13 protein-coding genes are annotated in these 13,766 nt (G+C 66.0%); 5 read left to right on the top strand and 8 right to left on the bottom strand.

Going from position 1 to position 13,766, the window contains the following annotated elements; translation table 11 throughout:
- From HAH_RS14910 to HAH_RS14920, 3 genes are all read right to left on the bottom strand, one after another.
- Positions 1 to 1,281: an ABC transporter permease gene (locus HAH_RS14910; protein ID WP_014041668.1), complete on the bottom strand. Its 1,281-nt coding sequence runs from the start codon at positions 1,279 to 1,281 to the stop codon at positions 1 to 3.
- Entirely contained in the window at positions 1,278 to 2,834 is a 1,557-nt protein-coding gene (locus HAH_RS14915) for an ABC transporter ATP-binding protein (protein ID WP_014041669.1), read from the bottom strand. The genes HAH_RS14910 and HAH_RS14915 overlap by 4 nt, the downstream gene beginning before the upstream one ends.
- Positions 2,835 to 3,008: 174 nt before the next feature.
- Positions 3,009 to 4,175: a BMP family lipoprotein gene (locus HAH_RS14920; protein WP_079891628.1), complete on the bottom strand. Its 1,167-nt coding sequence runs from the start codon at positions 4,173 to 4,175 to the stop codon at positions 3,009 to 3,011.
- 157 nt (positions 4,176 to 4,332) lie between these two features.
- Here HAH_RS14920 and HAH_RS14925 point away from each other — a divergent pair, with 157 nt between their 5' ends.
- Positions 4,333 to 5,526, top strand: coding sequence for an inorganic phosphate transporter (locus HAH_RS14925; protein ID WP_014041671.1), 1,194 nt, complete (start codon positions 4,333 to 4,335; stop codon positions 5,524 to 5,526).
- A 30-nt stretch (positions 5,527 to 5,556) separates the two neighbouring features.
- On the opposite strand, the gene HAH_RS14930 is transcribed toward HAH_RS14925, so the two are convergent.
- Complete coding sequence (locus HAH_RS14930) at positions 5,557 to 5,988, bottom strand: universal stress protein (RefSeq protein WP_014041672.1); 432 nt, start codon at positions 5,986 to 5,988, stop codon at positions 5,557 to 5,559.
- Positions 5,989 to 6,519: 531 nt separating this feature from the next.
- On the opposite strand from HAH_RS14930, the gene HAH_RS14940 reads away from it, so the two are divergent.
- From HAH_RS14940 to fer, 3 genes are all read left to right on the top strand, one after another.
- A complete protein-coding gene (locus tag HAH_RS14940) occupies positions 6,520 to 7,128 on the top strand; it encodes an IMP cyclohydrolase (RefSeq protein ID WP_014041673.1) in 609 nt (202 codons plus the stop codon).
- A 76-nt stretch (positions 7,129 to 7,204) separates the two neighbouring features.
- On the top strand, positions 7,205 to 7,903 hold the full coding sequence (locus HAH_RS14945) for a metallophosphoesterase family protein (protein WP_014041674.1): 699 nt from the start codon (positions 7,205 to 7,207) through the stop codon (positions 7,901 to 7,903).
- A 90-nt stretch (positions 7,904 to 7,993) separates the two neighbouring features.
- Positions 7,994 to 8,662 carry a ferredoxin Fer gene (gene fer, locus HAH_RS14950; RefSeq protein WP_014041675.1) on the top strand — a complete coding sequence of 223 codons (669 nt, stop codon included), beginning with the start codon at positions 7,994 to 7,996 and terminating at the stop codon, positions 8,660 to 8,662.
- Positions 8,663 to 8,676: 14 nt separating this feature from the next.
- On the opposite strand, the gene HAH_RS14955 is transcribed toward fer, so the two are convergent.
- Complete coding sequence (locus tag HAH_RS14955) at positions 8,677 to 9,852, bottom strand: aspartate kinase (protein ID WP_014041676.1); 1,176 nt, start codon at positions 9,850 to 9,852, stop codon at positions 8,677 to 8,679.
- Positions 9,853 to 10,053: 201 nt separating this feature from the next.
- On the opposite strand from HAH_RS14955, the gene HAH_RS14960 reads away from it, so the two are divergent.
- Positions 10,054 to 10,452 carry a GNAT family N-acetyltransferase gene (locus HAH_RS14960; protein WP_014041677.1) on the top strand — a complete coding sequence of 133 codons (399 nt, stop codon included), beginning with the start codon at positions 10,054 to 10,056 and terminating at the stop codon, positions 10,450 to 10,452.
- A 6-nt stretch (positions 10,453 to 10,458) separates the two neighbouring features.
- Here HAH_RS14960 and HAH_RS14965 read toward each other — a convergent pair whose 3' ends face one another.
- The 3 genes from HAH_RS14965 to thrC all read right to left on the bottom strand — a co-directional run bounded on the left by HAH_RS14965 (position 10,459) and on the right by thrC (position 13,720).
- A complete protein-coding gene (locus HAH_RS14965) occupies positions 10,459 to 11,433 on the bottom strand; it encodes a YndJ family protein (protein ID WP_014041678.1) in 975 nt (324 codons plus the stop codon).
- Complete coding sequence (locus HAH_RS14970) at positions 11,430 to 12,104, bottom strand: DUF4166 domain-containing protein (RefSeq protein WP_014041679.1); 675 nt, start codon at positions 12,102 to 12,104, stop codon at positions 11,430 to 11,432. Before HAH_RS14970 ends, HAH_RS14965 begins: the two co-directional genes overlap by 4 nt.
- Before the next feature lie 224 nt (positions 12,105 to 12,328).
- Positions 12,329 to 13,720 (bottom strand): threonine synthase, encoded by a 1,392-nt coding sequence (thrC, locus tag HAH_RS14975; RefSeq protein ID WP_014041680.1) that lies wholly within the window; start codon positions 13,718 to 13,720, stop codon positions 12,329 to 12,331.
- Between the last annotated feature and the right edge of the window lie 46 nt (positions 13,721 to 13,766).

Here is a 13,766-nt window from a genome sequence, read left to right on the forward strand (position 1 = left end):
TTAGTCATCGGCACCACCTCCCGCGGTCGCGGTGGCCTGTCTGTCGCGCTGTCCCCTTGCGAGCCGCCGACCGATGATACGGAAGAACTCCGGCATCGCGACGAACAGGATGATGAGCCCGCGCAGGACACCGACCAGCTGTGGCGGCACGTTAGTCGCGAACGCCACCACGTTCGAACCGGACTTGAGGACGCCGAACAGGAGCGCGGCGAAGACGGCCCCGATGGGGTTGTTGCCGGCGAGGATGGAGACGGTGATCCCGTCGAAGCCGTAGCTCGGGATGCCAGTCTGGAACTTCCCGAGCGTCATCATCACGAACACGGCCCCGCCGATACCACCGAGTGCACCGGACAGCGTCAGCGACGTCAGGATGGTCCGGGCGGAGTCGACACCGCCGTACTCCGCGGCCGCGGGCTGGATGCCGGCGGTCCGCAGGTCGTAGCCGAAGGCCGTGTGTTCGAGCAGGTAGTAGACGCCGCCGACGAACAGGAGCGCAATCAGGAGCGCGAGCAAGGAGAAGTCCGTCCGCGGGTCGAACAGGATCGAGGGGAACTGTCCCTCGACGGGCAGTGTTCGGGTCTGTGTCGCCTGGCTCGTCGGGTCGGCGAAGTGGTTCCGGACGAGATACAGCGAGACCCGGACAGCGACGAAGTTGAGCATGATAGTGGTAATTACCTCGTTCGCGTCGGCGTAAGCTTTCAACGCGCCGGGTATCGCACCGTAGAGGCCGCCACCGATTGCGCCGGCGAGCAGCCCGAGCGGGATGAACAGAACGAGGGCGATTGTTCCGGAGACCAGCGAGCCGGCCCACAACACCGTCAGTGCGGCCGCCAGCGCGCCGATGATGAGCTGGCCCTGCGTCCCGATGTTGAAGATGCCCGCACGGAAGGCTAAGGCGACCGAGAGTCCGGTGAACACCAGAATCGTCGTCTCCCGAAGCGTCGCCGCGAACTGCGCGTTCAGCGGCGACCAGCCGCCCGTGAAGGGGTCACCCAATGCGCCGAGGAACAGGCGGTTGAACACGTAGAACGGGTCGTAGCACAGCGTCGTGGAACCAAAGGAAAGTACCGGCGACCGACACGTCGCCATCAGTCCCGCAGCGGTGACGATGACCGTCCCGACGACGAGAGAGAGCAACAGCGCCGAGACGGCGATGAGAATCCGCTCGCCGACGGAGGTCTGGCCCAGCCTGATGAGTCGCTGCCGGTACTGTGACCACCGGTCGTCCGAGGCCGGTGCCGGCGGGTCGTCGCCGTTCCGCGACGGGCCGTCGTCGCTCATTGGTGACCCTCCCCGTTCGCCGCAATGGTCGGGACGGCGTCAGGTTGCTGCCCGGCCATCAGCAGTCCGAGCTGTTCCTCGGTCACGCGCTCGGGGTCGACGATGTCGACGATCTCGCCCTCGTAGACGACGGCGAGACGGTCCGAGAGCGACTGGACCTCGTCGAGGTTCGAGGAGATGAGCAACACGGCCCGGCCCGCTTCGCGGAGCGCGTTGATCTGATCGTGGATGAACTCCATCGACCCTACGTCCACGCCGCGGGTGGGGTGGGAGGCGACGACGAGACGCGGGTCCCGGGCGAACTCCCGGCCGACGACGAACTTCTGCTGGTTCCCGCCGGAGAGGGACTTGGCGTGGGCGTTGGCATCCGGCGGCCGAACGTCGTACTCTTCGATTATCTCCTCCGCGTGGTCGCGCGTGTGGTTCCAGTCGATGCGCCCCTTCGAGGTGTAGTCGGCCGCGTGCTGGCTCCCTAGCAGGCCGTTCTCGACGAGGTCGAAGTCCATCACCAGTCCCCGCTCCTGTCGGTCTTCCGGGATGTAGGCCAGCCCGGCCTCGATGCGCTCCCGGCGGCTGTCGGTGGTCCGGTCGACGCCGTCGTAGGTAATCGTCCCCTCGTCAGGCATTTGGAGCCCGGTAATTGCCTCGACCAGTTCCGACTGGCCGTTCCCGTCGACGCCGGCGATACCGAGTACCTCGCCGGCCCGGACCTCGAGCGAAATCCCGTCGACTGCGCGGACACCCCGGTCGTCCTCCACGACGAGGTCCGAAACCGCAAGAATAGACCGGCCCGGCTCGGCGGGCTCCCGGTCGAGATCCAGCAGCACCTCTCGGCCGACCATCATCTCGGCCAGTTCCTCCCGAGTAATATCGTCGGCGGGCACCGTCCCGACGTTTTTCCCCTCGCGCAGGACGGTGATTTCGTCGGCAGCCTCCATCGCCTCGCCGAGCTTGTGCGTGATGAAGATAATCGTCTTGCCCTGGTCGGTCAGCTCTTCGAGCACGCGAAAGAGGTCCTCGACTTCCTGTGGCGTGAGTACTGCCGTCGGTTCGTCCAGAATCAGGACGTCTGCGCCGCGGTAGAGCGCTTTGAGGATCTCGACGCGCTGCTGGACGCCGACGCCGACGTCTTCGATGCGGGCGTCGGGGTCCACGTCGAACCCGTATCGCTCGGACAGTTCACGGACCTGTTCTCGGGACTGTTCGCTGTCAACCGTGAGTCCAAGCCACTTGCGGGGCTCGTTCCCAAGCGTGATGTTTTCGGTGACGGTCATCGGATCGACCAGCATGAAGTGCTGGTGGATCATACCGACACCCTCGTCGATGGCGTCGCGTGGCGAGTCGAACTGCTGTGTCTCGCCGTGCACGTTGACCGTCCCCTCGGTGGGCTGGTAGAGCCCGTAGAGGACGTTCATCAGGGTGGTTTTTCCCGCACCGTTCTCGCCGAGCAGTGCGTGAACCGTCCCCTTCTCAACCGCCAGATCGACGTCGTCATTCGCGACTACCCCCGGAAACCGCTTTGTAATACCATCGAGGTGGACGGCCTGTTCCATACTCTGAGCCGTTACCTTCCCGTTGTTTTAACTTCACGGTTCCACATGTCTGGCAAAAATATGCGGCAACCGCGTGTGTGGCCGCGGTGACTCGGACGGATTGTTGTATATTATTTTCGGATAATTCCGACCGCGGGGGCGGAACAGATCGGCAAATCGCTTTAACGATCCGTCTCAGGCGTTGTCGGGGTCAGTCGGAACGCTGATGTCGCCGTCGATGATACTCTGGCGGACCTCGGACACCTCGTCTTTGACGCCCTGTGGGATCTCCGAGCCGAGCTGCTGGCCGTACACCGCTTCGACACCGTTCTGTTCGAGACCGAGCGTGTTCACGGCACCGCCCTCGAAGTTGTCGTTGACGACGGATTCGACCGACGTGTACACCGCGTTGTCGACGCGTTTGACCATACTCGCGAGGATGACGTCGCTGAAGTCCGCTTTCGTGACCGACTGGTCGCGGTCGACGCCGACTGCGAAGCGCCCCGCCTCCTGGGCCGCACGGAACACGCCGGTCCCGGTGTTACCGGCCGCGTGGTAGACGATGTCAGCACCGGATTCGTACATCGAGAGGGCCGCCTCCTGTCCGCCGGAGGGGTCGTTGAAGTCGCCGACGTAGGCCGACTGGACCTCGACGTCCTCCTCCGCGTGCTTGACGCCGGCTTTGTAGCCGGCCTCGAAGCGACCGATGAGGTCACCCTCGACACCGCCGACGAAACCGACGCTCGCGGAGTCACCCTGCGTGGATCCGGCTCCAGCCGAGAAGTCCTGGCTGGTCAGCTTCGCGGCCATCAGTCCGATGAGGAACGAGCCCTGATGCTCACCGAACACGTACGAGCCGACGTTGTCCGCCTCGACGACGGAGTCGACGATCATGAAGTTCTGGTCCGGGTATTGTTCGGCGGTTTCTGTAAGGGCGTCCGCCTGCAGGAAGCCGATACAGCAGACGAGGTCGTAGTCCGGGTTCGAGGACTGCGCGTACTGCTGCTGGAGGCTACCGAAGTCCTGTACCGCTTCCGGCTGAGACTCGTCGTATTCGATACTCAGCTCGTCTGCCGCTCGGATAGCGCCGGTCTGAGCCTGGTCGTTGAACGACCCGTCACCGAGCCCGCCCGTCGCGTACACCATTCCGACACGAGCGGCCGGGCCGCTGTCGCCGCCGTCCCCGCCGTCGCTGTCGGTGTCCCCGCCGTCGCCTCCGTCGCCGTCCCCGCCATCGCCACCGAGGCATCCGGCTAACCCGATTGCAGTTGCGGTACCAACACTACTGATGAACGTGCGTCTCCGCTGTGACATGTCCCACCAGCGGTGTCGATAGGCGTTAAAGACTTCGGTGTCGCACATTAGCCACACCGGCGACAAATCATGGCAAGGCGGGCCGATCGGCTGTCGATACCGACGCCGCGGACATTTTATGTACTGGGTGTGAACGGCTGGCAATGACAATCTGGTCGCGTTCACACAGCAGCAACTGGCAGGCCCTGACGGGGCCCAGCACGCGGTGACTACCGTCGTCTTCGGGGCGCTGGTCGCCCTCGCGACGCTCACCGGGCTGGTGACAGCCTGGACACTCGGTGCGAACAGCAACTCACCGCCCTTCGCCCCGGCTATCGGCGCGAACGCCATTTCGACGATGCGCGCCGCCTTCATGATCGGCATCCTCGCCGCGCTGGGCGCACTGACCCAGGGCGGGAGTATCTCCGAGACAGTCGGAGCCGGCCTCATCGACGGTGTCGCCATCACATCGCTCGCAGCCATTGCCGGCCTGTTGACCGCGACGGGGTTCATGGCGTTCGGGATCTACTCGGGCTACCCCGTTCCAGCGGCGTTCGCGACGACGGGCGCGATGGTCGGCGTCGGGCTCTCGCTGGGCGGTCAGCCGGTCTTCGACACCTACCGCCGCATCATCACGTTCTGGCTGCTCGTCCCGCCAGTGTCGGGGAGCCTGGCCTATCTCACCGCGACCGTGTTGCGCCGGGACGACATCCCCGAGACGGTCGGCGTCCCGTTACTCGCCGGCGTCGTCGGCGGTATCGTCGCCAACGTCCAGTTGAGCATCATCCCGTCGCCGACCGGCACTGACCAGGGCTCGCTGGCCGGCTTCGCCGCGATGGTCGCTGGAACGGATATCGCCGCCGTCGCCGCGACGCTACTGGTCGCCGCCGGGAGCTTCTACTACATCCGCCGGCAGACCCAGGCCTCCGTCGACAAGGGCATCAAGACCTTTCTCGTCGTTCTCGGCAGCGTCGTCGCCTTCTCCAGTGGTGGCAGTCAGGTCGGCCTCGCGACCGGCCCGCTGGAGAACCTCTACGGCACCGAACTCGGCCTGCCCGGGTTCGTGTTGCTGGCACTCGGTGCGGTGGGCATCCTCGGCGGGGCGTGGATGGGCGCGCCTCGCCTGCTACAGGCGACCTCCCGCGAGTACGCACAGCTGGGCGTCCGGCGCTCAATCGCCGCACTGGTTCCCGGGTTCATCATCGCACAGGCCGCCATCGCGCTGGGCATCCCCATCTCGTTCAACAACATCATCATCTCCGGGGTCATCGGCGGCGGCCTGGCTGGCGGCTCCGCCGGCGTCTCGCGCCGGAAAATTGGCGTGACTGTCGGGTTCTGGCTCAGCACACTCGTCACCAGCGTCGTGCTCGGCTACGGCGTGTATCAGGTTCTGGAAGCGGCCCTCGGCAGCCAAGCGTGAAAAGCTCCCGCGTGCTGTCCGGGTCGACGACTACCGGACGACCGTCACCGTCACCGGGGCTTCGCTGACGACCGCCGTCGCAACGGTCCCGAGCAACCGCCTGGCGATCTCGTTTCGCGTCTCGCTGTGACCACCCATCACTACCTGGTCCACGTCGACCTCCTCGACGTAGTCCAGAATCGTTTCGGCTGGATCACCGGTCTCGACGGCTGTCTCGACCTGCCGGCCGACTTCGTTGGCCTGCTGTGACGCCCGGTCGACGAGATTCGCGGCCCGCTCGTCGGCCGCCGCCCGGCGGTCCTCGTCCGGTTCGAGCATCCCGCCTTCGCTCATCCCGGTATCGAGCGGCGCGACGACGTTCAGGACCGTAATCCGACAGTCGAACGTCTCCAGCGCGTACGTCAGCGCCTCGTCAGCCAGCGGTGAGCCGTCCAGCGGGACGAGGACGTGCGTCGGTGCCATATGTTCTCTCTGGCAGGAAGCTACAAGTAGCCACGGGCAAGCCGGCGCTTGCCAGATGTGTGTCAAGCCTGTCCCACATGAGTTCGAACCAGTGGAAGACTCGCTTCGCTCGTCTTCCAAGGCTCGAGTCCACTAATCACGACACTGTCGCTCACGGGTTGTTCGCGACAAGAATAGTCCATCCTGGATTCGAACCAGAACCAGACGTGCTCGCTTCGCTGTGCGCGACTGGCGGGGTTCGAATCAGTAATTACGATTTCGCGGCTCGCGAGTTTGCTCGCCACAGAAATAGTCCATCCTGGATTCGAACCAGGGTCGAAGCCCCCAGAAGGCTTCAGGATTGGCCTCTACCCCAATGGACTGTGTGCACTCTACAGTATCGGGTGCCCCTTTGTAAGCGTTGCGCGATTCGGTCGGACATGAAGCGTGTCAGCAGCCCACACAACACCGCCAGGAGAACAATAGCGTCATGCCTACGCTAGACGGCAAGACATCGACAGCGCTTTTTCGGGGTGCTGTGCACACTCGCGTATGTACGTTGGACGATTTGTCGTCGTCAGTCCCGAGGTCGGTGCGTACCGTGTCTCCTCGCGCTCGTTCCCCAACCGCCAGGCAGTCCAGCGCGACGGGACAGTGACCGTCGAGCCGACGCCAGACGCGCCGGAGACGGACAACCCCTACATCTCCTACAACGGCGTCCGCGTCACCGAGCGCGGCGCGGTCATCGGGAACGGTTCACACGTCGACCCAATCGCCGAAAAGCTCGAACTCGGCTATCCGGCACGGGACGCTATCGCGGAGCCGCTCCTCTCGCTCGACTTCGAGAAGGACGACTACGACACGCCGCGGGTCGCCGGCATCGTCGGCGTCGACGGGGCGGACCCGACGACCAACGCCGACGGGCCGGGGGCGGTCATCGGGACCGTCCGCCGGGACGCGCTGCTGGTCGAGGAAGTCACCGAGCCGACGCTGGTGGCGACCTACGAGGAGGACAGTCCGACGGCGTTCGACCTGGCCGCGACCGACGCCAGCGATGTGGCCCGCGAGGTGTACGACCACGAGTACGAGCACGCCGTCTGTTCGGCCGGCGTCGCGGGGTCGGCTGGCGAGTTCGACGTGGCAGTGTACAACGGGGAGTGAGCAGATGGCCACGCAGCGGACACAGATACTGAGCCAGGACCGACACTCAAGACCCCACAGGGGGTAGACACTAGCAATGGAACTCGGCATCCTCTCTGATATCCACGGCAATCGGGTGGCGCTAGCGGCGGTGCTTGCGGATATGCCGCCGGTTGACGGGCTGGTCTGTGCGGGCGACGTGGTCGGCTACAACCCCTGGCACGCCGACTGTGTCGACGCGATGCGGGGGCACACTGACGGGCTCCCCGCAGACGTTCCCTGGCCGACCGAAGAAGTCCCGACGGTGATGGGCAACCACGACAGGGCGGTCGCCGCCGAGACGCCGTTCGCGTTCAACGGGATGGCCCAGGCCGGCGTCGAACACGCCACGGAGCAGTTATCCGACGAGCAGATCGAGTGGCTGGCGGCGCTGCCCGACGAGCGCCGCGTGTGTGACGGCCGGGTAAAACTCGTCCACGGCCACCCGGACGACCCGGACCACTATACGTTCCCCGAGGAATTCGGCCCGGACCTGCTGGGCGACGAGGACGTACTCGTGATGGGGCACACACACCATCAGCACCACGAGGTGTACGAGGACGGCATCGTGATGAACCCCGGAAGCGTGGGCCAGCCCCGCGACAAGGACCACCGGGCAGCCTACGCCGTGCTCGACCTCGCGGACCTGACTGTCGAGGAGCACCGCGTGGCCTACGACACGAGCGAGGTCATCGACGCGGTTACCGACGCTGACCTGCCGCGGCAAATCGGCTTCCGGTTGACGCAGGGCCGGTAGCCACAGGGAGTGTACGTCGCCTGTCGCCGGCAGCCTGCAGAAACTGCAGCGGGAGGAGGGAATTTATGTCCGTGACCGCTACCGTGTGGTGTGGAGTCCCCATTCGAGGTCCTCGGAATTCCGCCGGACGCGGACGACGGGGAGATCGTCGATGCGTACCGCGAGCGGGTGAAGGAAGCCCACCCGGACCAGGGCGGCTCGACGGAGGAGTTCCAGGCGGTCAAAGACGCCTACGAGCGACTGCAGAACGGCTACGAGCCCGGGGACCCGCTACCGGACGAGTCACCGACGGGCGAACCCGGGTCCGAGACTGAGCAAGCCCCGCCGGAACCGGACGACCCGCTGGTGGAGTTTCTCAACTTCGAGGTGCTGGAGGACCACGGCTGGGCGCTCGAAGACGAGGATCTGTTCGAGAAAGCCGCCGACGCGAACTTGCGGTCGTCTGATTTCGGGCGGTTCTACGTCGATCCGAACGACACGTTGCTGGAAGCGGCCGAGAAGAACGGCTTTGCGTGGCCCTTTGCTTGCCGCGGCGGCGCGTGTACGAACTGCGCCGTCGCAGTCGTCGACGGCGAGATGCCGTCGCCGGCGAGCCACATTCTCCCGCCGGACCTCACCGAAAAGGGGATTCGGCTCTCGTGTATCGCCGCACCGGTGTCTGACGACGCGAAAATCGTCTACAACCTGAAACACCTGCCCGAAGTCAGCGAACTCCTGCTGCCCGCGAGCCGGTTCGAGCAGGCCTCCTCAACCGACTAACAAGTACCCAGCGATCAGAATACGTCCTGCACGAGCGAGAGGGCCTGTTCGCGGTCCTCCCACGGGACGAACACGGAGACCGACGTCGCGGACGTAATCACGTCGTAGAGGTGGATGTGCGCGTCGGCCAGCGGTTCGACGACCTGATGGGCGAGCGCCGACTGGCTCGGATCGCCGCCGGTGACACGGATGACGGCGATATCGTCCTCGACGGTGACCGACGAGAGCGTCTCGTCGTCGACGATACGGGCGTGCAGCAGCGCCTCGGCTTCCTCGGCGTCGTCTTCGTCGACGTAGAACGTCAGCGAGTCCATCCCCGAGGAGTTGGCCTCGATATTTATCTCCTCGTCGGCGATAGCGCCTGACAGGTCCGCGAGGATGCCCGGGCTGTTCCGGATAGCGCGGCCGGCAACGGTCACGCAGGCGATTGGCTGTTCCTGCAGGTCGATGAGGTTCTGGAACTCGCCCTCGATGGACGTGCCACCGGAGAGCAGGTCGCCGTGCTGATAGTGGACGACGCGAACGCCGAGGTCGTCGCTCTTGTATGATAGCGCCGACGGCGCGACCACCTCGGCCCCGCGGAACGACAGCGAACGGAGTTCGTCGACGGATATTTTGCCGACGTTCCGTGCGCCTTCGACGACACGCGGGTCCCCGGTCATGACACCCTCGACGTCGGTGACGATGACGACTTCGTCGGCGTCCATGTAGTCGCCCATCATCACGGCGCTGGTGTCGGAGCCGCCGCGGCCGAGCGTCGTCACGTTGCCCTGATAATCTTCGGCGAGGAAGCCGGTGATGACCGGGACGACGTCCTTGAGCTGGCCGGCCAGCGCGTGGGCACGCTTCTGTGTCTCCTCGACGTCGACCTCGCCGTACTCGTCGGTGATGATCGGCCAGTCCTCGCTGCCGGGTTCGAGGAAGACGGCCTCGATACCGCGGGCGGCGAGTGCGCCCTTGAGCATCCGAACGGAGGTCCGTTCGCCCATCGAGACGATTTCGGCGCGGTCCGCGGAGTCGGCGTCGTAGTTGATCTCGTCGAGCAGTTCGTCGGTCGTGTTGCCCATCGCCGAGGCGACGACCGCGACCTCGTGGCCCTGCTGGACGGCCGCAGCAATCGAGTCAGCGGCCCGGTTGATGCGGTCGCCGCTGCCGAGGCTCGTCCCACCGAACTTGGCGACTACGCGCATGCTACCACCGTGTCCATGTGTACGTGAGTCATTGCCCTCGCGTTATCCGTCGCTCGGGATAACTGTGTCCATCTGTTTCCACACCGCACTGTCGGCAGGACCCGACAGAGTCCGTCGCGTGACGACCTACTGCTACGGAAGCGAACGCGACCCGAAGCGTCCGACACACCGTTTATTTGCGTGGGGTTCCCACACATATGCATGGATATCCGCGACGCTATCGAGGACGACGCCGAGCGACTGGCCGCCCTCGCTGACGGGCCGCCGGACGTGATGCAGAACCTCGTTCACGACCGCACCGTCCGCGTGGCCGAAGAGGACGACGACATCGTGGGGTTCGTGAGCTTCGACGCCGAGCGTGGGACCGTCCACGTAACGCAACTGGCCGGGTCGAGCGACGCCTGCGAAGTACTCCTGACCGACCCTATTGAGTTCGCGCGCCGGGAACACATGTCCGTGGAGCTACTGCTGCCGGAAGACGAATCAGCAGTCCGGGCCGCCGTCGAGGCGGTTGGGTTCACCTCGACCGGAAACGGCCCCCGGTTCGACGGACAGGAGACGACGCGCTACCGGTTAGAGCCGGAGCGAGCGGAGCACTGACCGGCGTCACTGGACCGAGAGCCGCCACCCGAGCGTCGCACACAGCCCGAACCCGAAGGCGTTGAGCGAGCCGTGGAGCGCGACCATCGTCGAAATCGTCAGACCCAGCGAGCGGCCGGTGAACGTCGACACCCCGTAGCCGAGCGCAAGCGCCATCGAGATCGGGAGCGCCACGGCCGAAATGCCGAGCAAGAGCCTCTGCGGTCGAGAGCAGGTGGGGACGACGCGACGCAGGACCACGACGCCGAAGGCCGCGACGGCGACGGTGAAGAGACTCACTGCGACGACCTCCACCAGCGGCGAGAAGGCGATGCCGACCGCGATGAGTGCCGGGCCGACGAGGATGACACCCGCAACGGTGCGGAATCCCCGCGAGCGGTCACCGAGGTGTCGGCCGGTCAGTCCCGCCGCGACCGGGAGGACGAACCCGGCGTAGTGGAAATGGACCGCCGTCAGCCGAATGATGACGCGGTCGAACCAGAACGTCAGGTCGAGATGGGCCAGCAGGAGCGCGACCGCGCCAACTGAGACGTAGGCGAAGCCGGCGTCGATAGCCGTCTCCGGGAGCGTCAGGCCGCTTCGAACCCGGATCCGTGCGAGCGCGGCGAGTCCGAGGAGGCCGGTGACCGCAAGCCACGGCGTTGCGAGCGCGGCGGCCAGCAGTGCTGGTGACGGAACGACCAGCGATACCGCAAACAGGAGTGCACCGACCGGCTGGAGCCAGATGGCTGTGGTCGTGAGCCGACTGACAGGTGCCTCGAACGCTCCGGTCACCGCCGTGCGGAGGGCGAGCGGGACCAGCACAAGCGGCGCGAGGGCGAGCGCCCGTTCGATAGCGGCCAGTTCGCCTGTGACCGTCATCGCCAGCCAGACCACCGCACCAAGCACCGCGCTCAGGTCCGCCACGGCGATGCCCCGGATAGACGGCTTGGCGACACTGCCGAGTGCTGGCTGCCGGGACCCGCCGGCGCGGTCGCTCATCGCGGCGGGAGCCGGTCGAGCCCGCGGACGATGCGTAGCTCGTCGGGCGTCCCGTCGCTGGCAGTCTGGTCCTGCGTGAACGTCCCGCGGTAGCCGAGCATGTGGCCCACGAGGTCGTTCTCGACAGTCGCGGTGACGTGGTAGCGTTCGTCGGTCTCGTCGTAGCGGTCCCGGACCTCCACGTCGGCGGCAAGCGGTCCCGGCAGGGGAACGTAGTGGTTGCCCAGGCGGGCCCACTGTCGGCCGCCGGCGACCACGAGCGCCCCGTCCTCGACCCGCGGGTGGAGTTCGCTGGCGATCCGGCCGTGTGTCCCCAGAAAGTCGAGCAGTCGCTCGGCCTCGGCGTCCCAGACGGTCAGCGAGTCGAACAGGCGGGTGGTGTCGCCGAAGTCGAAGGCGCGGCGGGTCGTCATCGCCTCGTGACCGCCGTCCGTCGTGTAGGCCACCGTCGTCACCGAGAACGGCACGTCCTCGCCGGCTTCGGGAAACAGCATGTTCTGGGTCGTCATCGCGTACAGCGCCGGGAGGACCAGCGTCCCGCGGGTAATATCCATCTCGCCGCGACCGACACAGACCGTCCCGTCGTCCGGGCCGAGGCTGTACCGGTCGCGGACCTTCGGATGGAGGTCGGCCGCGGCCTCGCCCAGCGCCCGCTCGTAGACGCCCGTCACAGTCTCACCCGCGCTGGTGGCATCCGCAACGCAATCGACGGTTCGACGGCAGCGCTCAGTCGTACTGCACTTCGCGTCTGTGCGTCCATTGGTTGGCTGTTCCCGGGGAAGATAGATATTTCTACTGGGTAGAAGACGGAAAATACTGAGTAAAGAGCCAGCGCAGTCAGTTTTCGACCAGAAAGTCGGGCAGGGCCTCGCCGTTGGCGGCCCGTTCGCCGACGTTACTTCTTCGAGCGGAGTTTGCGGTAGAGATACGCGACACCGAGACCGCTGGCGACCAGCGCCGGGACCAGCGGCGCGTCGGCGGCCTTCGACGCCTGTCGCCGAACCGTCTGGGCGACCGACGACGGTTCTTCGATGAGGTCCAGCACGGCTTCGGTGCTGTTTTCGACCGGCTCCGGCTCGTTCCCGGCCTCAGCGGCCGCCTCGGGGTCTTTGAGCAGGTGGCCCGTGGTCAGGCAGACGACCGACTCGTCGCTATCGACCTCGCCCTCGCGCCGGAGTTTCCGGAGGCCGGCGACGGAGGCCGCGGAAGCCGGTTCGACGCCGACGCCTTCCCCGGCGATGTCGCGCTGCGCTTCGGTGATCTCTTCGTCAGAGACAGCGACGGCGGTGCCGCCGGTCTCCCGGATGCCCGGCAGCGCCTTCGGCGCGTTGACCGGATTGCCGATGCGGATGGCGGTCGCGCGGGTCTCGACGTCCTCCCAGCGGCGGGTGTCCTCGTATCCATTCTCGATAGCCTCGACCATCGGAGCGGCACCCTCTGCCTGCACGCCGGTGAGTTTGGGCACCTGCTCCTCGGTGATTGCGCCGGCCTTGACGAGTTCGCGGAAGCACTTGTACAGCGCCGCGGTGTTGCCGGCGTTGCCGACCGGCAGGACGATGCGGTCCGGGTACTCGCCGTGGTCGGCGTAGAACTCCTCCATGATCTCCAGCCCGATGGTCTTCTGGCCTTCCAGGCGGAAGGGGTTCAGGGAGTTCAGCAGGTACGCCTCACCGCGCTGTGCGAGGTCCTGCACGATGTCGAGACACTGGTCGAAGTTGCCGTCGACTTCGAGGATGCGCGCGCGATGGAGGCTCGCCTGTGCGATTTTGCCGGCTGCGACCTTCCCGGCAGGCAGGAGCACGAGCGTCTCCATCCCGCCGCGAGCGCCGTAAGCCGCCAGTGCCGCAGACGTGTTGCCCGTCGAGGCACAGGCCAGTCGGTCGACGCCGACCTCTTGGGCGACCCGGACACCGACGGTCATGCCGCGGTCCTTGAACGAGCCAGTGGGGTTCATCCCCTCGTGTTTCACGCGGAGCGCGTCCACGCCGATGTCGTCTTTCAGGCGCGGCATCTCGTGCAGCGGCGTGTCACCCTCGGGGAGCGTGACACCCTCTTCGAAGGGCAGGGCAGCGTTGTACCGCCAGACCCCCGAGCCATCGAACTCGTCGAAGGTCGGCAGGTCGTCGTAGCGGACTTCAAGCAGGCCGTCACAGTCGTCGCAGGTGTAGCGAATCGCGTCGAAGGGAGCGAACGTCTCACCACACTCGATGCAGGCCAGCCAGACGCCGTCGTCGGCAACCGGCGGCACGTCGTCGGTGAGTTGCAGGTCAGCCATTGTCGGGACCATGCTCCCACCGGGCAAAAGTCGGACGGTTGCGGGACGTGAGCGCAGC

It is taken from the genome of Haloarcula hispanica ATCC 33960 (genome assembly GCF_000223905.1).
GTDB classification, from domain to species: Archaea; Halobacteriota; Halobacteria; order Halobacteriales; family Haloarculaceae; genus Haloarcula; species Haloarcula hispanica.